We start from the raw sequence: 21843 nt of genomic DNA, 5'->3' as shown, positions 1-21843 counted from the left end.
CGGGATTGTCCCTTCGCCCGTCACGTAGCCGGTCGAGGTGCTCGAAGGCGCGTCCCTCCTTCACCCGGTCGGCGTGCTCGAAGGCATCGAAGCGGCCCTCGTCGCGGGGCGGGGGCTCGCGACAGGGCCGGTAGGTGCCGTCCGGACACGGCGGCCGATGTGTCCGGCGAGGGGCGAGCTAACCGCTCGGGTTATTGGGGTTGCTGGGCAGGTTGACGCTGGCCCGCTGCACGTAGAGGGTCACCGGCGAGCTGCGATGGCGCACCGCCCCACCACCGTCCAGCAGCTCGGCCTGCAGCACGTGCTCACCGCGCGCGAGGTTGTTGAGCAGGAAGGTATCGGTGTGCATGGCCGACTGGCTGACGCGCCCATCCACCAGCAGGCGCACCCGGTGGTCCTCGCGCAGCGCCGGCTGGATGCCCAGGTTCACCTGGACGTTACCCGCCGCGCCGGTGGGCAGGGTCTCTTCCTGGCCGGGCGAGAGGATGCCGAAGCGATCGTAGGGCATGAACGGCTGCCCCGGCGCTGCCGTGTCGGGCTCGTCCCGTCCGCCCTGGGCCACCGGCGCCATGCTCGTCGCCTCGCCGGGACTCGGCACCACGGTGAGCGAGTCGAGCGTCACCTCCTCGCCGCCGCCCTCGGGATTGTCGGTGAACACCGTATTGCCCTGGGCGTCGGTGGTGCGGTAGATGGTCTGGGCGTGAGCCGCCAGGCTCAACGACAGCCCCAGCGCCACCACTGCCAGTGCCTTGTTCATGCGCCGATTCCTGCGTGATCGATGAATTTCCCTTTATGATGACAGACTAGCGCAGAAGCGACCGCCCAAGGAACGCGGATGGCGCTCCCCGGGCCGACCGATCCGCTCCGGTGAAGACGTCATGCCGTGATGGAAGAAGGAGACGACGTATGGACGCCTGGCAGACGGTGATCGTGCTCACGCTGATGGCCGGCATGGCGATGCCGATGGGCGCCTGGCTGGCACGGGTGGAGTGCATCCCGATCGACTGGCTCGAAAACGAGCTGCGCCACGGCATCATCGCCTTCGGCGGCGGCGCCCTGCTCTCGGCGGTGGCGCTGGTGCTGGTGCCGGACAGCCTGCCGGTTCTCGACATCGCCACCGCCGCAGGCTGCTTCGTGGCCGGCGGGCTGGCCTTCATGGCCCTGGACATCGCCCTGCACCGCAGCGGCACCTCGGCCAGTCAGCTGGCGGCCATGCTCGCGGACTTCGTGCCCGAGGCCCTGGCCCTGGGGGCGGCCTTCGCCCACGGCAGCAGCGGCAGCCTGCTGCTCGCCGGCCTGATGGCGCTGCAGAACCTGCCCGAAGGCTTCAACGCCTACCACGAACTGCGCAGCACCACCCACTACTCGAGCCGCCGGCTGATCGCGATGTTCTTCGCCATGGCCTGGCTGGGGCCGCTGGCCGGGTTGAGCGGCTTCCTGTGGCTGGCACCGTATCCCACGGCGGTGGCGATGATCATGCTGTTCGCCGCCGGCGGCATCCTCTATTCGGTGTTCCAGGACCTCGCGCCCCAGGCCAAGCTCGACTACCACTGGGGACCGCCCCTGGGCGCGGTACTGGGCTTCGCGCTGGGCCTCGTCGGCCACATGCTGCTGATCTAGCACCGGACTGACCGGTGAAGTACCAACAAAAAGAGGCACGCCCATGGGCGTGCCTCTTGCGATGCTGGACGCGGCGCCAGGCGCCGCGGGCTCAGCAGCTGTAGTACATGTCGAACTCGATCGGGTGCGTGGTCATGCGGATACGCTCCACGTCTTCTTCGAGCAGCTCGATGTAGGCATCGATCATGTCGTCGGTGAAGACGCCACCCTCGGTGAGGAAGCTGCGATCGGCGTCCAGCGCCGCGAGGGCCTGGTCAAGGCTCTCGGCCACGGTCGGAATCGACTTGCCCTCTTCCGGCGGCAGGTCGTAGAGGTTCTTGTCCATGGCATCGCCGGGATGGATCTTGTTGCGGATGCCGTCGATACCGGCCATCAGCATCGCCGCGAAGCAGAGGTAGGGATTGGCGGTCGGATCGGGGAAGCGCAGCTCGACACGCTTGCCCTTGGGGCTCGCGGTGTAGGGGATACGGATGGAGGCGGAGCGGTTGCGGGCGCTGTAGGCCAGCATCACCGGCGCCTCGAAGCCCGGCACCAGACGCTTGTAGGAGTTGGTGGAGGCGTTGGTGAAGGCGTTCAGGGCACGAGCGTGCTTGATGACACCGCCGATGTAGTAGAGCGCCATCTCGGAGAGACCCGCGTACTCGTCGCCGGCGAACTGGTTGGTGCCATCCTTCCAGAACGACTGGTGCACGTGCATGCCGCTGCCGTTGTCGCCGACCAGCGGCTTGGGCATGAAGGTCGCGGTCTTGCCGTAAGCGTGAGCCACGTTGTGGATCACGTACTTCATTTCCTGGACCTCGTCGGCCTTCTTGACCAGGGTGTTGAACTTCACGCCGATCTCGTTCTGGCCGGCGTTGGCCACCTCGTGGTGATGCACCTCGACCGTCTGGCCGATGGCCTCCAGGGTGTTGCACATGGCGCCGCGAATGTCGTGGAAGCTGTCCACCGGCGGCACCGGGAAGTAGCCACCCTTGACCCGCGGACGGTGGGCCAGGTTACCGCCCTCCACCGAGCGGTCGGTGGACCAGGCACCCTCTTCGGAGGAGATCTTGTACATGGAGCCCTCGATATCGGACTTCCAGTGCACCTCGTCGAAGATGAAGAACTCGGGCTCCGGACCGAAGAAGGCGGTGTCGCCCAGGCCGGAGGACTGCAGGAAGGCCTCGGCGCGCTTGGCGATGGAGCGCGGATCGCGCTCGTAGCCCTGCATGGTGGCCGGCTCGATGATGTCGCAGCGCAGCACCAGGGTGGCGTCTTCGGTGAAGGGGTCGAGGAAGCCGGAGCCGTCTTCCGGACGCAGGATCATGTCGGATTCGTTGATGCCCTTCCAGCCGGAGATGGAGGAGCCGTCGAACATCTGACCGTTCTCGAAAAACTCCTCGTCGACGTCGCGCGCCGGGATGGTCACGTGCTGTTCCTTGCCACGCGTATCGGTAAAGCGCAGGTCGATCCACTTCACGTCGTGTTCTTCAATCAGGGCGAGTGTCTTATCGGACATGGAGTCCTCCACAGTGAGCTGAGCTGAAAAGCTTGAGCGGTGTCAGGGCATTGCCGCAGGTGGGTTCCGACGCTGTTGTAGCATGCCGCCGGGCCGATGCCCACGGCCACCCTGCCGCAAGATAACCTTGCCGATAAGAATGCAGGCCGCGTGCCAGCTTTGCACCACCGAACGACAACAACATCACAAGCCACTGATTAAAAAGGTTTTTCTCCATCCACTCCTGGCCGACTCATGCACCAGAATCGCCATTCATTTTTTCCGCGCACCGCATCACCCGCCTTTACGCACCACAAAAGTGCACAAAAAACGTCCCTCGCACCAGAATGTCTCGCGAACCGCGCTTCGGCCCTCCGTGCCCCGACGCCATGCGATGGCCTCCCTCATCCCTGCTGCGGTCGGAAGGTCATCTTCGCAACACAGAAATATCAGTCCGATGCGCATTGATACGTGTTAACACCAAAAACTACACTCGTTTACATGGCGGCGCCGACCGGTGTGGCGCGGGCTCCGGAGAGGCAGCGCGGATTCTGGGGTGAGTGCCATCCCAAGCGACCCGCGCCCAACCAAGGGAGCCGACGCGAGCATGATCGTCTGCAGCATCCTCCTCGATGCCCGCGCCTCGGGTGCAGGCCTGCCGCGCCGCCTGGCGGCGCTGAGGCCCCTGAGACAGCGCCGCGACCTGCGGCTCGAGCTACTGCTGGCCGACGATACCGGCGATCAGCGCCTGATGCGCATGGCCAGTCGCCACGAGGTGCGCCTCGTGACCACCGAGGGCACCCCGCTTGGCGACCGCCTCAACACGGCGGTCGCCCACAGCCAGGGGCAGGTGTTGCTGTTCCCGGCCCCGGGGCCGCTCATCTCCCCCGGCTGGCTGGTCGATACCCTGGCCGACATCGAACGTCATGCCCAGGACGCCGTGGTCCTGACCGCCCTGCGTCCCAATCGGCTGATGCTGCTCTGGCAGCGCCTGCGCCACCAGCCCCTCGCCGACACTCTCTGCGTCTCCCGCGCCTGGTTCGAGCGCATCGGCGGCTGCGACCCGTCGCTGGACACCGAGGCCCTGCCCGACCTGATCGCCCGCCTGCATGCCTGCCAGGCACGCGTCACCGCCGTCGAGGCCTGAATCGCCCTTTCACCCTCTTTTCAGTGGCTCCCAAACCACTGATATATGGTCGTGACGGAAGATTCACGGCGACAAAGCTGGTAGCCGTCGTCGCCCTGCCCCTATAATGCGCCCCCAATTTTGTCAGCAGGATCCCGTCGTGATCGAGAATCTTCGCAACATCGCCATCATCGCTCACGTCGACCACGGCAAGACCACCCTGGTCGACAAACTGCTCAGCCAGTCCGGCACTCTCGACCGCAAGGCCGAGGGGCAGGAGCGCATCATGGACTCCAATGACCAGGAGAAGGAGCGTGGCATCACGATCCTGGCCAAGAACACGGCGATCCGCTGGCAGGCCCCCGACGGCCAGGACTACCACATCAACATCGTCGACACCCCCGGACACGCCGACTTCGGCGGCGAGGTCGAGCGCGTGATGTCGATGGTCGACTCCGTGCTGCTGCTGGTCGACGCCGTCGACGGCCCCATGCCGCAGACTCGCTTCGTGACCCAGAAGGCCTTCGACCAGGGCTTGAAGCCGATCGTCGTGGTCAACAAGATCGACCGCCCCGGCGCGCGTCCCGACTACGTCATCGACCAGATCTTCGACCTGTTCGACAACCTCGGCGCCAGCGACGACCAGCTCGACTTCCCGATCATCTACTGCTCGGCCCTGAACGGCATCGCCGGGCCGGAGCCGGAGCAGCTGGCCGAGGACATGACGCCGATGTTCCAGTCCATCGTCGACATCGTCGAGCCGCCCAAGGTCGAGCTCGACGGCCCCTTCCAGATGCAGATCTCGGCGCTGGACTACTCCAGCTACGTCGGCGTCATTGGCCTGGGCCGCATCACCCGCGGCTCGGTCAAGCCGAACCAGCAGATCACCGTGATCAGCAAGGAAGGCAAGGAGCGCAAGGGCAAGATCGGCCAGGTCATGACCCACTTGGGCCTGGAGCGGGTGCAGACCGACGAGGCCACCGCCGGCGACATCATCTGCGTCACCGGCATCGACAACCTGGCGATCTCCGACACCCTCTGCGACCCGGCCGTCGTCGAGGCGCTGCCGGCACTGACCGTCGATGAGCCGACCGTCTCCATGACCTTCCAGGTCAACGACTCGCCCTTCGCCGGCAAGGAAGGCAAGTTCGTCACCAGCCGCAACATCAGGGATCGCCTCGACCAGGAGCTGATCCACAACGTGGCGCTGCGCGTCGAGCAGGGCGACAGCCCGGAGAAGTTCATCGTCTCCGGTCGCGGCGAGCTGCACCTCTCGGTGCTGATCGAGAGCATGCGCCGCGAGGGCTTCGAGCTGGCCGTGGGCCGTCCCGAGGTGATCATTCGCGAGATCGACGGGGAGCAGCAGGAGCCCTACGAGGAAGTGATCATCGACTGCGAGGAGCAGCACCAGGGCTCTGTCATGGAGGAGCTCGGCTACCGCAAGGGTGAGCTGGTCAACATGAACCCGGACGGCAAGGGCCGCGTGCGCCTGGACTTCATCATCCCCGCCCGCGGGCTGATCGGCTTCCGTGGCCAGTTCCTGACCCTGACCTCCGGTACCGGCATCCTCACCAGCCGCTTCGATCACTACGGCCCGCTCAAGCCCGACGCCTCCATCGAGCGGCGCAACGGCGTGCTGGTCTCCATGGTCCCCGGCAAGGCGCTGGCCTACGCGCTCTACGCCCTGCAGGATCGCGGCAAGCTGATCATCGACCATGCCACCGAGGTCTACGAGGGCATGCTGATCGGTATCAACAACCGCGCCAACGACATGGTGGTCAACCCCACCAAGGGCAAGAAGCTCGACAACATGCGTTCCACGGGCAACGACGAGAACATCGTGCTGACCCCGCCGATCAACTTCACGCTCGAGCAGGCCATCGAATTCCTGGATTCCGATGAGCTGGTGGAAGTCACCCCCAGCCACATCCGCCTGCGCAAGAAGCACCTGACCGAGAACGAACGCAAGCGCGCCAGCAAGAAGTAAGCCGGCCCGCCACCGCCAGAGCCCGCCCATCCGGCGGGCTCTGTCGTTTGTGGCCGCTGCAAACGGCCCCGCGTCCCGGCGGCGGCTATGCTGGAGGCTGAATCACCCACCCAAGGAGTGCCGACATGCACAAGCACGTGGAGTGGGACGATCCCGGCGAGCGGGGCGTCCTGCGTTACTATGCCAACCATCCCGACGACTACCGCCCGCCCCAGCGCGGCAGCATCCTGTCGGCCAGCTACCGTGGATTCACCGTCAGGGTGAAGGTCGCGGCCCGGGTCGAAAGCACCAGCATCGGCGAGGTGGTGGCCCTGATCGCCGACGACAACGGTCGACGCCAGCAGGCCGCCGGCGACCTCACGCTCGGCGACACGGTGCGCCTGCCCGACGCCTTCCGCGCCCTCGAACCTCGTCACCCCGAGGAATCGGACGAGTCGGAAGAGCCGGAAGATCCCCAAGACTGATCCCGACGGCGGTGACCACCGGGCACCGCCAACGCCTCCTAAACGCTGGCCTACTAGCCAGACAGGCCCTCGTGCCGCAAAGTTGGCGGCACAGGCTCACAAGGCCCACCAAGGCAATCCTGGACTCCCATGAGCACGCATAACGTCTGGACCCACAAGGGCACCTTCCTGCTGGCCGCCGTCGGCTCGGCCGTCGGGCTCGGCAACCTCTGGCGCTTCCCCTACCTGACCGGCGAAAACGGCGGCGGCGCCTTCATCCTGGTCTACGCCCTGACCATCTTCGCCGTGGGCATCCCCATACTGATCGCCGAGATCATGCTCGGCCGCAACAGCCGACGCAGTCCGATCATGGGCATGCGCTTTCTCACCCGCACCCACCAGACCTCCCGCGCCTGGGAGTCGATCGGCTGGCTGGGGGCCGCCTCCGCCTTCCTGATCCTGAGCTTCTACTCGGTGATCGCCGGCTGGGCGATCCACTACACCGGGCTGATGCTGACCGGGGGGATGGCCGATATCGACGCCGCCGGGGCCGGCCAGAGCTTCGATGCGCTGCTCGCCTCGCCGATGCTGCTGACCCTCTATCACACCCTGTTTATCGCCGCCTCGGCGCTGATCGTGGGCCTGGGCATCCACAAGGGCATCGAGAGCGGCCTGCGCCTGCTGATGCCCTCGCTGTTCGTGATCCTGCTGGTGGTGCTGGGCTATGGCGCCGTGGTCGGCGACATCGGCGCCGCAGCGAGCTTCCTGTTCACCTTCAACCTGGCCGACTTGAGCCTCGAGGGCTGGCTCGAGGCGATGGGGCAGTCGTTCTTCACGCTGAGCCTCGGCATGGGCGCCATCATGGCCTACGGCGCCTACATGCCGGGCGAGTCATCGCTGACCCGCACCGCCTTCGCGATCGCCGTGGTCGACACCGCGGTGGCCATGGTGGCGGGCCTGGCGATCTTCTCGCTGGTCTTCGGCTCCGGCCTGAACCCCGGCGAGGGCCCCGGCCTGATGTTCGTCACCCTGCCGCTGGCCTTCGCCGAGATGCCGGGCGGCGCCCTGGTCGGCGGCGTGTTCTTCCTGCTGGTGCTGGGCGCGGCGATCAGCTCGTCGATCTCGCTGATCGAGCCCGTGGCAGCCTTTTTGGTCGAGCGCTTCGACCTGACCCGCCCCCAGGCCGTAATCATGATGGTGATCGCCAGCTGGGCGCTGGGCCTGCTCACCGTGGTCAGCTTCAACCTGTGGGCCGAGGGCACGCTCTTCCACACCCTGTTCGGGCGCAGCGCCTTCGGCCTGATCGAGATGCTGACCAACATCTTCATGCCGCTGGGCGGCCTGATGATCGCGCTGTTCGCCGGCTGGGCGCTGACCCACTCCGAGGTGATGAAGGAGATGCACACCAACGAGCGCTGGTTCCGCCTCTGGCGTTTTTTGGTGCGTTTCGTGGCGCCGGCGGCGGTGGCCTTCGTCTTCCTGCGCAGCATTCCCCAGGTGGAGGGCTACCTGATCCCGGCCATCGGCGCCGTGGTGATCGTCGGTGCCTTCGCCGCGGGTCGCACCTTCCTCGCCGACGACAGCCAGCAGCAGTAAGCGCAGGAGCGTGATAACGGCAGCGTCCGAAGCGCATCATCAGAACAACAACCCACGGGATCCGCCATGGCCGCCATCATCGATGTACAGCACGTCAACAAGGCCTTCGGGGGCCTCAAGGTCATCAACGACTGCTCGATCCAGGTGGAGAAGGGCTCGATCACCGGCCTGATCGGCCCCAACGGGGCCGGCAAGTCGACGCTGTTCAACATCATCGCCGGGGCCCTGCCGCTGGACAGCGGCCGGGTCCTGCTCGACGGCGACGACATCACCAACCAGCCGGCCAACGCGCTCTTCCACCGGGGTCTGCTGCGCACCTTCCAGATCGCCCACGAGTTCTCCCACATGACGGCGCTGGAGAACCTGATGATGGTGCCGCCGGCCCAGTCCGGCGAGAACCTGTTCGCCGCCTGGTTCACGCCGGGCCTGGTGCGAAGCGAGGAGACCGAGGTGCGCCGCCGGGCGCTGGAGGTGATCGACTTCATCGGCCTGCACCACGTGCGCAACGAACTCGCCGGCAACCTCTCCGGCGGCCAGAAGAAGCTCCTCGAGCTCGGCCGCACCATGATGACCGACGCCCAGGTGGTGCTGCTCGACGAGATCGCCGCCGGCGTCAACCGCACCCTGCTCGGCGATCTCGTCACCAACATCGAGCGGCTCAATCGCGAGCTGGGCTACACCTTCCTGGTCATCGAGCACGACATGGACATGATCGCCCGGCTCTGCGACCCGGTGATCGTGCTGGCCCAGGGCAGCGTGATGGTCGAGGGCAGCATCGCGGAGATCCAGAACAACCCCGAGGTCATCGAGGCGTACTTTGGCGCGGCCAGCTGATTGGGGCGCCGCCAGCTGAGCGGTGTGCCGATGCCTCCTCGGGGGTACAGCGTCCCACGGGACGCCGCCAATAACGATAACGAACGCAGAGAACGACTGACCATGCCATTACTCGACGCACGCAACGTGCACGGCGGCTACGGCGGCATGAACATCCTCAACGGGGTGGACATGGCCATCGAGTCCGACCAGATCGGCGTGATCGTCGGTCCCAACGGGGCCGGCAAGTCCACCATGCTCAAGGCCGTGTTCGGGCTGCTCCACGTCAGCCAGGGCGAGATCCTGCTGCGCGGCGAGCCGATCCACAACCTGCCCCCCAACAAGCTGGTGCAGAAGGGGATGGGCTTCGTGCCCCAGGAGAACAACGTCTTCCCGAGCCTCACGGTGAAGGAGAACCTGGAGATGGGCGCCTTCCTCAAGCCGGGCAACGTCAAGCGCATGCTGGCCCAGGTCTTTGAGTTCTTCCCGCCGCTCCATGAGAAGCGCCACCAGCCGGCCGGCGAGCTCTCCGGCGGTCAGCGCCAGATGGTGGCCATGGGCCGGGCGCTGATGGCCGAACCCAGCCTGCTGCTGCTCGACGAGCCCACCGCCGGCCTCTCGCCGCTCTACATGAACGAGATCTTCGAGCAGGTGAAGCGGGTCAACTCGGCCGGAGTGGGCATCCTGATGGTCGAACAGAACGCCAAGCAGGCGCTCGGCATCGCCGACAAGGGCTTCGTGCTGGCCGCCGGCCAGAATCGCTTCACCGATACCGGGGCCGCCCTGCTGGCCGACCCGGACGTCGCCAAGAGCTTCCTCGGCGGCTAGTCCCGGCGCCCGACCTGGAGAATCCTTCGTGAACGAACTCGTCTTCTTCATCAACAACGTGGTGATCGCCGGCAGCGTGACCGGCTCGATCTACGCCATCGGCGCGGTGGGCGTGACGCTGATCTTCAGCATCATGCGCTTCGCCCACTTCGCTCATGGCGACATGATGACCTTCGGCGCCTTCATGGTGCTGCTGCTGGCCAGCGCCTTCCCGGGGGCCGGGGCGGCCTTCGGCGTGCCCGCCGCGCTGGTGCTGCTGCCGGTGGCCATGGCGCTCACGGCGCTGCTCGCGGTGGGCATCGACCGCGCCTTCTACAAGCCGCTGCGCGCCCACGGCGTCAAGCCCATCGTGCTGGTGATCGGCTCGCTGGGGGTGACGCTGATGCTGCAGGGCCTGATCCGGCTGTTCTCGGGCACCGGCGGCCAGAGCCTCTACGTCGATGATCGCAAGGAGATATTCCGCCTCGCCCTGCCCTTCGAGGGCGTACGGGTGCCGGTGGTGATCACCGAGCCGCAGCTCTGGCTCTTCGGGATCACCCTCGTCGCCGTGGTGGGCCTGCACCTCTTCCTGACCCGCTCGCGGCTCGGCAAGGCGATGCGCGCCATGTCCGACAACCCCGACCTGGCCCAGGCCTCGGGCATCAACACCAACACCATCGTCGCCGTGACCTGGGTGATCGCCGGCGGGCTCGCCGCCATCGCTGGCACCCTGCTGTCGCTGGACGTCACCTTCAAGCCCGATCTCAGCTTCTTCCTGCTGCTGCCGATCTTCGCCGCCGCCATCGTCGGCGGCGTGGGTCATCCCTTCGGGGCCGTGGCCGGCGGCTTCGTGGTGGGCTTCGCCGAGACCCTGGCGGTGTTCAACTGGAGCGTGCTGCTCAGGCCCTTCCGCGACAGCCTGCCGGAGTGGCTGACCCAGGCCGGCAATCTCGCCTTCGTCGGCACCGAGTACAAGATCGTGGTGCCCTTCTTCATCCTGGTCGTCATCCTGGTGTGGCGCCCCACCGGCATCTTCAAGGGCAAGGTGATCTGATGGAAACCAGACGCACCGATATCGTCGCCACCCCCAGCCGCCTGCCGCTGCGGGAAATACTGCTCTTCCTCGCCCTGCTGGCGGCCGTGCTCGGCGTCTACGCCGCGATGGGCAGTGCCTACAGCACCCGCATGCTGGTGGAGGCCTCCTGCTACGCCATCCTGGCCCTCGGCCTGACCATCCAGTGGGGCTATGCCGGACAGTTCAATGCCGGGGTAATGGGCTTCGTGGCCCTGGGCGGCTTCAGCGCCATGTTCTTCAGCATCCCGGTCAACGAGGCGTTCTGGGGCAGCGAGCTGCCCGGCGAGCTTGGCCTGGTACTGCTCTACATGATCGCCGCCATCCTGGTGGTGCTCGGCGCCACCCGGCTCGACCGGCTCGGCGTGCCGAAGCGGCTGCGCACCGTCATCGCCGTGGTGCTCGGGGTCGTGCTCTACCTGGTGGTGATCAACGCCCTGCGCGGCGTGACCGATCAGATCGAGTCCCAGGCCGGTTTCATCGGCGGCCTGGGGCTGCCGGTCGGCGTGGGCTGGATCGTCGGCGGCGCGCTGGCAGGCGCAGTGGGCTTCTTCATCGGCCGGGTCTGCCTGGGGCTGCGCAGCGACTACCTGGCGATCGCGACCCTGGGCATCGCCGAGATCATCAAGGCCTTCCTCAAGAACTCCGACTGGCTGACCCGCGGCACCGCCACCGTCTCGCCGCTGCCCTGGCCGGTGCCGGGCCCTGCCGAGGTCGGCTTCACCCTGGCCCGGGCGATGTACCTGTCGGTGACCGCGGTGATGATCGCAGTGATCTTCTTCCTGCTGAGTCGCGCCTATCACGCCCCCTGGGGGCGGATGATCCGCGCCATTCGCGACAACGAGCTCTCTGCCGCCGCCATGGGCAAGGACATCAACCGGCGGCGTCTGGAGATCTTCGTGCTGGGCTGCATCCTGATGGGCATCGGCGGCGCCGCGCTCGGCAGCTTCAACAGCATGTTCGACCCCCAGGGCTACCTGCCGCTCAACCACACCTTCCTGGTCCTGGTGATGGTCATCCTGGGCGGTCCCGGCAATAACCTGGGCACCATCTTCGGCGCCGTAGCGGTCTATCTCATCTGGATCATGTCCGAGCCGCTGGCGCTGTTTGTGATGGAGCTGGTCGTCGCCTTCGGCGAGGGCACCTTCGGCTGGGAGGCGCCCACCAACATGGACAGCCGAGCGCTGCAGGCGCGGGTGTTCGTGATCGGGCTGCTGATCACCCTGGTGCTGCGCTTCGCGCCCAAGGGGCTGCTGCCGGAGAAGGTCAGGCACGTGGCCTGACACGTCATCGGCCCGGGACGCGGTCCCGGGCCGATGGCATCTCTCTTGTTGGCTGACCGGCCCGCTCGTCAGGTGACGAGCGGGCCGGCTGCCGCTAGAAGGCCTCCCACTCGGGCTCACGCTCCTCGGCCTTCGACAAACGCGCCCGGGGCGAGGCCTCGTCGGACGCCGGCGTCGCCGAGGCGGTGGACGACGCCTGGCTCGCATGGTGGCTGGCATGAAGGGCGCTCTCCTCGCGCTCATCGCCCAGCACGAAGCCGCTGATCAGGCCGCTGAGCTGCTCGGCCTGGCGGCGCATCTGGGCGGCCGTGTCGGAGCTCTGCTCGACCATGGTGGCATTCTGCTGGGTCATGGTATCGAGCTGATTGACGGCCGTGTTGACCTCCGCGATGCCGGCGCTCTGCTCTCGCGACCCAGCGTTGATCTCGGAGATCACGGCCGTCACCTGCCCCACGCGGTCGAAGATCTCGCGCATGGTCTCGCCGGCCCGCTGCACGATCTTGGTGCCGTCCTGGGAGAGCGTCACCGACGACTCGATCAGGCCCTTGATCTCGCTGGCCGCCTCCGCCGAGCGCTGGGCGAGCTTGCGCACCTCCTGAGCCACCACGGCGAAGCCGCGACCGTGCTCGCCGGCACGCGCCGCCTCGACCGAGGCGTTGAGCGCCAGGATATTGGTCTGGAAGGCGATGGAGTCGATCATCGAGACGATATCGCCGATCTGCGACGACGAGCGGTTGATGTCGCCCATGGTCTTCTCGACGCCCTGCATGGCCGCCTGGCCCTGCTGGGCGACACCGGAGGTGGCGGTGACCAGCTGGTCGGCCTGCTCGGTGTGGCTGGCGTTGTTCTCCGCCGTGGAGGTGATCTCTTCCATGGCCGAGGAGGTCTGCTGCAGGCTGGCCGCGGCCTGGTCGGTGCGTGCCGCCAGCTCCTCGCTGCCCTGGGCGATATCGTTGGCCGCCCAGGAGACCGCGTTGGCGCCGTGGCGCACGTCGCGCAGCATCGACTGCATGCGTTCGAGGAAGGCGTTGAACTGCTCGCCCAGCTCGCCGATCTCGTCGCGGCTGCGAACGGTCAGGCGCCGGGTCAGATCCCCCCGGCCGGCCGCCACCTCGCTGGCGACCTCCTTGATGGTCGAGGCCGTATAGCGCACCTGGTGAACCGTGCGGCGCGCCAGCCACATCGCGAAGGCCGCAATGATCAGGTTGGCCACGGTGCCCAGGCTCCAGAGCCGGACCAGAGAAGCGATGAGCGACTCCTCGGCCGCCGCCTCGATACCCGCCATGGCCGCCTCGATATCACTGACATAGACGCCGGCCCCGATCACCCAGCCCCAGGGCTCGACGGAGGCGACATAGGAGTGCTTGGGCTCGGGCTCGCCGGTCTCGGGGTCCGGCCACTCGTACCGATAGGAACCGCCGCCCGCCGCGGCCAGCTGGGCCATGTCGCGGATCATGTGAATGCCGTTGGCGTCGGTGGCCCCGAACATGTTGGTGCCCACCGTGTCGGGCGCCGCCGGCTGCACCAGCATGTGGCCGTCCGACTCGAAGGCAAAGATGTAGTTGTCGCCCTCGAAGCGCAGGCTATCGAGCAACTCCATGGCGCGCCGTTTCGCCTCGTCGGTGTCGGGCACCGTGGCGGCGATTCGTTCCACCATGGACGTGGCGAGCTCGACGTGGCCCCGCACGCCGCGCTGGCGCGCCTCGAGCAGCAGCTCACGCTGCTGCTCGACCTGTTCCTGATTGGCCTGAAAACTGCCATACCCCTCGAGCAGCAGCAGGCAGGAGGAGGAGAGAATCAGCGGCATGAGGACCAGCAGCAGGATCTTCACCTGCAGGCTGTCGGTGACGAACCGCAGCAGGCGAAACCGGGGGGGCGCGGCGGAGGAAGCATTGTTCATTATTGGGTCTCCCAGGGAAACAGAAGTGGCTAGAAAGCGCGGGCGTCGCGAGATGGGGACAGACCGCGGCATGACAATTGGCCAAGCCGACGGCGGCACCGAAGGGCGTGAAGCGAGGATGTCATGGGCGCGGCTCTCGACGCGGGCCTGGCGAGTCGATGCCACACATCGTCCCATTGTCGGGATTGGGCGCTGTCGTTACATGATGTATATCAAGATTTGTTGTTATATATAAGACTAACTTAACGAATCGCCTTCGAGACCACCACGAGAAAAGCCCCGGCGGTTGCCCGCCGGGGCCCTCGTTCATTCGCCTCCGATCAACGGGAGCGCGACCCTCAGAGGTCGACGTAGCCCTGACTGGTAAAGGTGCCGTCCTCGATCACCATCTCCAGCACCACGCCCGGCACATCGCCGTTGGCATCGAACTCGTGGGTGCCGGAGGCGCCCTCGTAGTTGATCTCGGTGCCGGCGGCGATCAGCTCCACCGCCTTCTCCCACTCGCCGGGCAGCACCACCTCGCCCGGCGCGCTGGCCACGCTGCGCAGCGCCTCGTTGAGCCCCTCGCGCTCGGCACTGCCGTGCTGTTCGATGGCCAGCGCCACCAGGAAGGCGGCGTCGTAGGCCTGGGCGGCGAACACCGCGCTGGGATCGATGCCGGCTTCCTCGGCCTGGGCCTGGAACATCTCGGTGCCCGGCAATTCGGGGCTGCCCGGGCGGGTGGCGATCATGCCGTCGAGCACGTCGGCGCCGATGGCCTCGACCAGGCTGTCGCCGACCATGCCGTCGGCCCCGATGTACTGGGTGAACATGCCGCTCTCGTAGGCCTGGCGCACCACCGTCTGGCCGGAGGTGTCGGCGTAGGCCAGCACCACCAGGTTCGGCACGCCGGTGGAGGAAAGGATCCCCAGCTCCGAGCGGTAGTCGGCGCGATTGTCCTCGTGGGCGAGGTTCTCCACCACCGTGCCGCCCGCGGCCTCGAAGGCCGCGCTGAAGGCCTCGGAGAGGCCGCGGCCGTAGTCGTTGTTGACGTAGGTGACGACGACTTCCTCGATGTCCTTGGAGATCAGCAACTTGGCGAGCATCTCGCCCTGGAAGGCATCCGAGGGCACGGTGCGGAACACCAGGTCGTTGTCGTCGAGGTCGGTTACCGCCGGCGCCGTGGAGGCCGGCGAGACCATGGTCACCCCGCCCGGGACGGCGGCGTTGTTGGCCGCGGCGATGGTCGCGCCGGTGCACAGAGCCCCGACGATGGCGGTGACCTGCTCGGTGTTGACCATGCGGTCGGCGGCATTCGAGGCGGCCGAGGCATCGGAACAGGTAGTGTCGCCGGTGGGCATCACCAGCTCCTGGCCGCCCAGCAGGCCGCCCTGCTCGTTGACCTGACTCACCGCCAGCTGGGCGCCGTCGAAGATCGGCGGCGTCAGGCTCTCGATGCCGCCGGTGAAGCCACCCAGGAAGCCGACCTTGACCTCGGCCTGCGCCATGCCGGAGAGGGCCAGGGTGGTCGCCGCCACCGCCGTCGCTAGAACGCGTTTCTTCATGATTGTTAGTCTCGCTCTGGTTGCTCGGATCATGAACTGCATGAATCACACCTCCCAATCTGGAAGGCCGAGGAGTAAAACACAAGCCGGCGCTGCCAACGCTTCGGGCCCGTCGGAACTCGCCAAGTCATTGATCAAAATGGCGGAACGCCAGTGCTTAAGGGTTCGCACACACGCTTCAACGCAACCGCACACCCCGACCTATACTGAGGGCCGTTCCCCCTGCCAAGAGGTCACCATGACACCACGCCTGACGCCCCTCGCCTTCGCCCTGATCACTCCCCTCACGTTTTTCATGAGCCATGCCCAGGCCGATCAACCCGCCGGCCAGGCCATCGACTACGCCGTGGACGGCGAGGCCTTCGCCGGCTACCTGGCGAGCGCCCCGGATGAATCCCGCGGCACCGTGCTGATCGTCCACGACTGGGACGGCCTCACCGACTACGAGCGCCGGCGCGCCGACATGCTCGCCGAGCTGGGCGTCGACGCCTTCGCCATCGATCTGTACGGACAGGGTAATCGCCCGGTGGAGACGGACGCCAAGAAGGCCGAGACCGCGCGACTCTACGAGGATCGCGAGCGCATGCGCCGCCTGACCCTGGCCGGCCTCGAGGAGGCGCGCGCCCAGGGGGCCGCCGGCCCGGTGGTGATCATGGGCTACTGCTTCGGGGGCGCGGTGGTGCTGGAGCTCGCCCGTTCGGACGCGGCCGGGGAGATGGCCGGCTTCGCTACCTTCCACGGCGGCCTGACCACCCCCGACGGCCAGGGCTATCGCGCCGATACCGGACCGATCCTGGTGGCCCACGGCGGCGCCGATGGCTCGATCTCGCTGGACGACGTCGCGGCCCTGGGCCGTGAGCTCGAGGCCGCCGGCACCCCCTACGAGATCGAGATCTACTCGGGCGCGCCCCACGCCTTCACCGTCTTCGGCAGCGAGCGCTACCAGGCGCGGGCCGACGAGAAGTCCTGGGCCGCCTTCCTGAGTCTGCTCGACGAGGCGCTGTGATCCCCCCGGGCGGCCCGCGGCGCGGGTCGCCGCACTCGTCGCCATCTCGCAAGAAGCCGTTCGTTTAATCAAAGATTAATGGTTTTTCTTTCTGTAGAATCGCTTTCCGGAACTGACAACCACCACATAAAAGCTGTTTTGCAGAAAGGAGTACCGACGTGACGAGCCCCTCGACGGCCGCGCCCACCAACGTGTGGCGGCGCATTCCCCTGTGGCAGAAGATCCTCGCCGGCCTGGCGCTCGGCATCCTCGCCGGCGCGCTGATGGGCGAGGACGCCAGCGTCTTCAAGCCCATTGGTGACGTCTTCATCAGCGCCATCAAGATGCTGATCGTGCCGCTGGTGTTCTCCACCCTGGTGGTGGGCATCACGGCGATGCGCGACCCGCAGAAGATGGGCCGCATCGGCGTGCGCACCATCGGCCTGTACCTGATCACCACCGCCTTCGCCATCGCCATCGGCCTGCTGGCCTCGCTGATCTTCCAGCCCGGCGTGGGCCTGGAGATGAGTTTCGAGTCCGGCATGGAGGCCAAGGAGGCCCCCAGCCTGGTGGAGATCCTGGTCGGCCTGGTGCCCCAGAACCCCATCGACGCGCTGGCCAACGGCAACATCCTGCAGATCATCGTCTTCGCCATCGGACTCGGCATCTCGCTGACCCTGATCGGCGAGAAGGGCGAGCCGGTCGTGCGCGTCTTCGAGAGCTTCGCCGAGGCGATGTACAAGCTGACCAGCTTCGTCATGGCCCTCGCCCCGTTCGGCGTGTTCGGCCTGATCGCCCACGTCTCGGGCAGCTACGGCCTCGAGGTGCTACTGCCGCTGGCCAAGGTCATCGGCGTGGCCTACCTGGCCAGCGTGGTGCACGTGCTGGTCGTCTACTCCGGCCTGCTGGCGCTGCTCGGCCGCCTCAACCCGGTGCGCTACCTGCAGGGCATCCTCGATGCTCTGGTGGTGGCCTACTCCTCGGCCTCCTCCTCCGGCACCCTGCCGGTCTCGCTGCGCTGCGCCCAGAAGAACCTCGGCGTCTCCGAGGGCGTGGCCGGCTTCGTACTGCCGGTGGGTGCCACCATCAACATGGACGGCACGGCCATCTACCAGGGCGTGGTGGCGGTGTTCATCGCCCAGCTGCTGGGCGTCGAGCTCAGCATGATGGACTACGGCATGATCATCGTGACCGGCACCCTGGCCTCTATCGGTACCGCCGGCGTGCCCGGCGCGGGCCTGGTGATGCTCTCCATCGTGATGGCCCAGATCGGCCTCCCGCTGGAGGCGATCGCGGTGATCGCCGGCATCGACCGCATCCTCGACATGGCCCGCACCAGCGTCAACGTGGCCGGCGACCTGATGGTCACCACCCTGGTCGGCAAGAGCGAGGGCGAGCTAGACGAGAGCGTCTACAACGCCACTCACAAGAGCTGATCCCCCGCGGCGCCGGACCCGTTCCGGCGCCGCGTCCCTCCGCGGCGCGTCCCGGGCCGCTGTAATAAACGGCGCATCCCGGGCCGCTGTAATAAACGGCTCGCCCTGGGCCGCTATCCTGGCGCGCCCCCGACCCGGCTCGCGACCAGCCCCCTGCCCTGCCGGCTCCCGGCGAATGCTACAGTGACCCTGTCGATGCGCAGCGAGTCGCGAGGTCACCATGCATATCACCCCTCTCTCCGGCAGCCGGGCCGAGATCGGCGAGGCCCACGGCCGCGCCCATGGCGAGCGGATCACCCACAGCCTCGCGGTCTACGACCGGCTCTTCCAGGACTTCGTGGGAATGGACTGGGCCCGGGCGCGCCGTGTGGCCGAGCGCTTCTTGCCGATGATCGAGCGCGGCTTCCCGGCGATCCTCGAGGAGATGGACGGCATCGCCCGGGGCGCGGGCCTCGACTTCGCCGATATCCTGACCCTGAACTGCCGAAGCGAGATCTCGCTGACCCAGGCCAACGGCGGCTGCTCGGCCTTTGCCCTCGCCCGCGACCACACCCAGTGGCTGGCCCAGAACTGGGACTGGCGCAGCGATCAGCTGCACAACGTGGTGGCGCTGGAGATCAGCGGCGACGACGCCCCGACGCTGTTCAGCATCGGCGAGGCCGGCATGGTGGCCAAGATCGGCATGAACGAACACGGCCTCGGCGTATGCCTCAACGCCATCCGCTCCCGTACCTGCGGTGCGGGGCTGCCCATCCACGTCGCCCTGCGCAAGATCCTGGAGTGCCGCGACCTGGACGACGCCATGGCGGTGGCGCGCCACGACCGGGTCTGCTCGCCGGCGCACTTCCTTATCGCCCAGGGCGACGGCCGGGCGCTGGGCCTCGAGGTGCAGCCCGGCGAGCCCGGCGTGCTGCTCCCCGAGAACGGCCTGGTCACCCACACCAACCATCTCTATGCCGGCGACGGTGCCCAGCGTGTGGCGGACTTCCCGCGCGCCGATTCCCGGTCTCGCCTGGCCCGGCTGGATGCCCTGCTGGGCGCTCTGAAGGATGATGCGCTGCCACACCAGGGCCCGATCGGCGAGAGGGAGCTGTTCGCGCTGCTCGCCGACCACGAGGGCGCACCGCTCTCGCTGTGTCGCCACTTCAACCCCGATCAGCCCGCCGAGGAGCGCATGGAGACGCTGTTCTCGGTGGTGATGGACCTGACCCAGCGGCGCCTCACGCTGCGCCACGGCAAGCCGTGCGAGAGCGACGAGAGCCTGACGGTCCAGTTCGGCGACGAGCCCGGCGTTGATTCGGGTCAAACGCGACAGGGTGACGAACAATAATGATTGTCAGGTGCAATGACGGGTGATAGCTTAGCCGTGCGATACATTCTCATTTGCACCAAGGATCCCCGCATGAAGAAGCTGCTGCTCACCGCATTCTCTACCGCCCTCTGCACCGGTATGCTCGCCACCACCGCCCACGCCGAAGGGCCGGACCACTTCTCGGGCGAGCCGTCGCGCACCCTCGAGGAGGCGATTGCCAACCTCGGCGAGTACAACGAGCGGCTGACCGAGCTGCTGGCCAAGGACGAGCTGAGCAACCGCGACCTGGGCACCGTCCACGAGCTCTCCTACACCCTGGAGAACGCCCTGGCCCGCATCGATGCCGAGGTCGACGCCATGGCCGTCTCCCTCGAGGAAGTGCACCTAGGTTCGGAGAGCGTCGATCGCGAGCGCGTGCGCCTCAACGGCATGGCCTACCTCAACGGCGCGCGTCCGCTGACGGCAGCAGAGTAAGGGCCTGAACGCGGCCCTCACGGCCGCGCCGGCGCCTCAGCCGGCCAGGGCCTCCTCGACCAGCGCACGGGCCTCGGCGGTCATCGGCAGCTCGAGGGCCAGCCCATGGGCGCCCGGCGACATCTTCCGCCAGGTCTTCTGCACGATGCGAATCAGGTGATCGTGGTCGACCTGCCGGGAGAAGTCGCCGAAGTAGTTCTCCAGGAACACCAGGCAGGCGCAGTCCTCCACCGCCTGCACCCCCGCGTCGCGTCCCAGTCCCTGCTTGCGGATCATCGTCGCCACCCGCTCGGCCGAGGCGTCGTCGTAGCCCGCATCAATCATCAGCGCCGCGGTGGTCTCGCCGGCGCGCTGCCCCTGATCACGACGCCAGGTCAGATAGCCCACGCGCCCCTCGGGATAGTCGCCGCGCGGCACCTGCCAGCGCTGCAGGTGCTGGCCGCGCACCGCCAGGCGCACCAGTTCGTCCGGCGCCTCGACGAGCCGCTCCAGCCAGGCGCTCATCCGCCCCGCGTGCCACAGCTCCTGAGGCATCGACTCGCCCTCCACCGTCACTCGGCGAGGGTCCTCCGCGTGCAGGGCATCCAGGGCGGCGAGGGTCGCCGCGAACGGAGAGGGGTCGCGAGGGGATTCGACGGGCATGGGCGCACTCCTTGATCGGATAGGGTCGGGTCCGGTGACGGCGACGGCCGCCGCCGGCCACAGCATACCGGGCCGCCGGGCGCGGGGCCCAGCCCCGCCGCCACGGATCGTCCTCCGCCCAGGCCGCGGTGATCGTGCGATGGCCTCGCTCGCCTCGGCCCGCACGAGGCGTAACGAGCGCGCATAAAAAAGGCCCCCCGAAGGGGGCCAGTGGGAGCACGCCAGCTCACTCGTTGCATCGCCACTCCAATGGCGATCCTGTCATACGTGTTGCGATAAGCGGGCCAATAAAAATAAAGCACATATATAACAACCTCTTGACGGAAAATGACGCCTCGACGCCACGTCTAGCGGCACCCGATCACTTCGCACCTGCACCATGGCGGATCCACACGCCGGCCCGCTGCCCCATCACGGCCCGCCGATCGCGCCTCGTCAGAGATCATCAGGCCCCAGCGAGATTACCGGGACACCGCAAGATCATCGGGATGTCACGCCGCCGACTCCCCGGCACTCAGGGATGCAGGCTGGCGGCGTTGCTTACATATGGAATGGCAGATATGTTGGCAAGACATTCCACCTCCCAGGCCCCGTAACGTTCATGCCCTCTCTGCACGACCTTCCCAATATCGACCGCCCGCTGTTTCGCATCCCCGACCCCGAGGCCCTCGGCGCCGATGCCGCGGCGCATCGGCCCCGGATCCTGCTGCTCTACGGCTCGCTGCGCACGCGCAGTTTCAGTCGCCTCGCGGTGGAGGAAGCCGCGCGGCTGCTGGAGGCCATGGGCGCCGAGACCCGCATCTTCGATCCTCGCGGCCTGCCGCTGCCCGATGCCGAGGAAGCCAGCCACCCCAAGGTCGCCGAGCTGCGGGAGCTGGCCGCCTGGGCCGAGGGCATGGTGTGGTGCTCGCCGGAGCGCCATGGGGCGATGACCGGCATCATGAAGGCGCAGATCGACTGGATTCCGCTCTCGCTGGGCGCCGTGCGCCCCACCCAGGGCAAGACGCTGGCCGTGATGCAGGTCTGCGGCGGCTCCCAGTCATTCAACAGCGTCAATCAGCTGCGCGTACTGGGGCGCTGGATGCGCATGCTGACCATCCCCAACCAGTCGTCGGTGCCCAAGGCCTACCTGGAGTTCGACGAACACGATCGCATGCGGGCATCGCCCTATTACGACCGCATCGTCGACGTGATGGAGGAGCTGGTGAAGTTCACCTGGCTGGTGCGCGGGCGCACCGACACCCTCACCGACCGCTACTCCGAGCGAAAGGAGAGCGCCAGTGAGCTCTCCGCACGCGTCAACCAGCGGGCGATCTGAGCGCCTCG

19 protein-coding genes are annotated in these 21843 nt (G+C 67.1%); 14 read left to right on the top strand and 5 right to left on the bottom strand.

The window, feature by feature from the left end:
* Positions 1-178: 178 nt before the first annotated feature.
* The gene (locus RSO68_RS07860) at positions 179-757 is read right to left on the bottom strand and encodes a DUF4124 domain-containing protein (protein ID WP_315586178.1); all 579 of its coding nucleotides are present in this window, start codon (positions 755-757) and stop codon (positions 179-181) included.
* A 149-nt stretch (positions 758-906) separates the two neighbouring features.
* Between RSO68_RS07860 and RSO68_RS07855 the strand changes: the two genes are divergently transcribed.
* The gene (locus RSO68_RS07855) at positions 907-1620 is read left to right on the top strand and encodes a ZIP family metal transporter (RefSeq protein WP_315586177.1); all 714 of its coding nucleotides are present in this window, start codon (positions 907-909) and stop codon (positions 1618-1620) included.
* A 91-nt stretch (positions 1621-1711) separates the two neighbouring features.
* On the opposite strand, the gene glnA is transcribed toward RSO68_RS07855, so the two are convergent.
* Positions 1712-3118, bottom strand: a complete 1407-nt coding sequence (glnA, locus tag RSO68_RS07850) for a glutamate--ammonia ligase (protein WP_089846619.1) — start codon at positions 3116-3118, stop codon at positions 1712-1714.
* Between the two features lie 586 nt (positions 3119-3704).
* Here glnA and RSO68_RS07845 point away from each other — a divergent pair.
* The 8 genes from RSO68_RS07845 (at position 3705) to RSO68_RS07810 (ending at position 12224) form a co-directional block, all read left to right on the top strand.
* The gene (locus RSO68_RS07845; RefSeq protein WP_315586176.1) at positions 3705-4244 is read left to right on the top strand and encodes a hypothetical protein; all 540 of its coding nucleotides are present in this window, start codon (positions 3705-3707) and stop codon (positions 4242-4244) included.
* A 139-nt stretch (positions 4245-4383) separates the two neighbouring features.
* Positions 4384-6210 carry a translational GTPase TypA gene (gene typA, locus RSO68_RS07840; protein WP_089846615.1) on the top strand — a complete coding sequence of 609 codons (1827 nt, stop codon included), beginning with the start codon at positions 4384-4386 and terminating at the stop codon, positions 6208-6210.
* 125 nt (positions 6211-6335) lie between these two features.
* Positions 6336-6674, top strand: coding sequence for a hypothetical protein (locus RSO68_RS07835; protein WP_315586175.1), 339 nt, complete (start codon positions 6336-6338; stop codon positions 6672-6674).
* Positions 6675-6803: 129 nt separating this feature from the next.
* The gene (locus tag RSO68_RS07830; protein ID WP_089846611.1) at positions 6804-8249 is read left to right on the top strand and encodes a sodium-dependent transporter; all 1446 of its coding nucleotides are present in this window, start codon (positions 6804-6806) and stop codon (positions 8247-8249) included.
* Between the two features lie 66 nt (positions 8250-8315).
* Entirely contained in the window at positions 8316-9083 is a 768-nt protein-coding gene (locus tag RSO68_RS07825; RefSeq protein ID WP_315586174.1) for an ABC transporter ATP-binding protein, read from the top strand.
* 102 nt (positions 9084-9185) lie between these two features.
* Positions 9186-9890, top strand: a complete 705-nt coding sequence (locus tag RSO68_RS07820; protein WP_089846607.1) for an ABC transporter ATP-binding protein — start codon at positions 9186-9188, stop codon at positions 9888-9890.
* A 28-nt stretch (positions 9891-9918) separates the two neighbouring features.
* Positions 9919-10923, top strand: a complete 1005-nt coding sequence (locus RSO68_RS07815) for a branched-chain amino acid ABC transporter permease (protein WP_315586171.1) — start codon at positions 9919-9921, stop codon at positions 10921-10923.
* The gene (locus RSO68_RS07810) at positions 10923-12224 is read left to right on the top strand and encodes a branched-chain amino acid ABC transporter permease (RefSeq protein WP_315586169.1); all 1302 of its coding nucleotides are present in this window, start codon (positions 10923-10925) and stop codon (positions 12222-12224) included. The genes RSO68_RS07815 and RSO68_RS07810 overlap by 1 nt, the downstream gene beginning before the upstream one ends.
* 94 nt (positions 12225-12318) lie before the next feature.
* On the opposite strand, the gene RSO68_RS07805 is transcribed toward RSO68_RS07810, so the two are convergent.
* Complete coding sequence (locus tag RSO68_RS07805; protein WP_315586167.1) at positions 12319-14124, bottom strand: methyl-accepting chemotaxis protein; 1806 nt, start codon at positions 14122-14124, stop codon at positions 12319-12321.
* Positions 14125-14462: 338 nt separating this feature from the next.
* Positions 14463-15671, bottom strand: a complete 1209-nt coding sequence (locus RSO68_RS07800; RefSeq protein ID WP_089846700.1) for an ABC transporter substrate-binding protein — start codon at positions 15669-15671, stop codon at positions 14463-14465.
* 235 nt (positions 15672-15906) lie between these two features.
* Between RSO68_RS07800 and RSO68_RS07795 the strand changes: the two genes are divergently transcribed.
* The 4 genes from RSO68_RS07795 to RSO68_RS07780 all read left to right on the top strand — a co-directional run bounded on the left by RSO68_RS07795 (position 15907) and on the right by RSO68_RS07780 (position 19875).
* Entirely contained in the window at positions 15907-16674 is a 768-nt protein-coding gene (locus tag RSO68_RS07795; protein WP_390882397.1) for a dienelactone hydrolase family protein, read from the top strand.
* A gap of 158 nt (positions 16675-16832) precedes the next feature.
* Positions 16833-18089 (top strand): dicarboxylate/amino acid:cation symporter, encoded by a 1257-nt coding sequence (locus tag RSO68_RS07790; RefSeq protein ID WP_089846599.1) that lies wholly within the window; start codon positions 16833-16835, stop codon positions 18087-18089.
* A 220-nt stretch (positions 18090-18309) separates the two neighbouring features.
* Positions 18310-19419, top strand: coding sequence for a C45 family peptidase (locus tag RSO68_RS07785; protein WP_315586164.1), 1110 nt, complete (start codon positions 18310-18312; stop codon positions 19417-19419).
* A 72-nt stretch (positions 19420-19491) separates the two neighbouring features.
* A complete protein-coding gene (locus RSO68_RS07780) occupies positions 19492-19875 on the top strand; it encodes a DUF6746 family protein (RefSeq protein ID WP_315586163.1) in 384 nt (127 codons plus the stop codon).
* 36 nt (positions 19876-19911) lie between these two features.
* Here the strand turns inward: RSO68_RS07780 and RSO68_RS07775 are convergent, their stop codons facing one another.
* Complete coding sequence (locus RSO68_RS07775) at positions 19912-20517, bottom strand: DUF4202 domain-containing protein (protein WP_315586162.1); 606 nt, start codon at positions 20515-20517, stop codon at positions 19912-19914.
* 601 nt (positions 20518-21118) lie between these two features.
* Between RSO68_RS07775 and arsH the strand changes: the two genes are divergently transcribed.
* The gene (gene arsH, locus RSO68_RS07770) at positions 21119-21835 is read left to right on the top strand and encodes an arsenical resistance protein ArsH (protein WP_315586161.1); all 717 of its coding nucleotides are present in this window, start codon (positions 21119-21121) and stop codon (positions 21833-21835) included.
* The last annotated feature ends 8 nt before the right edge of the window (positions 21836-21843 follow it).

Origin of the sequence: Halomonas saccharevitans (assembly GCF_032333995.1) — a bacterium.
Classification (GTDB): Bacteria; Pseudomonadota; Gammaproteobacteria; order Pseudomonadales; family Halomonadaceae; genus Halomonas; species Halomonas saccharevitans.
Note: the sequence above shows the minus strand (reverse complement) of the source record. Positions and strands in the feature narration are given on the sequence as shown.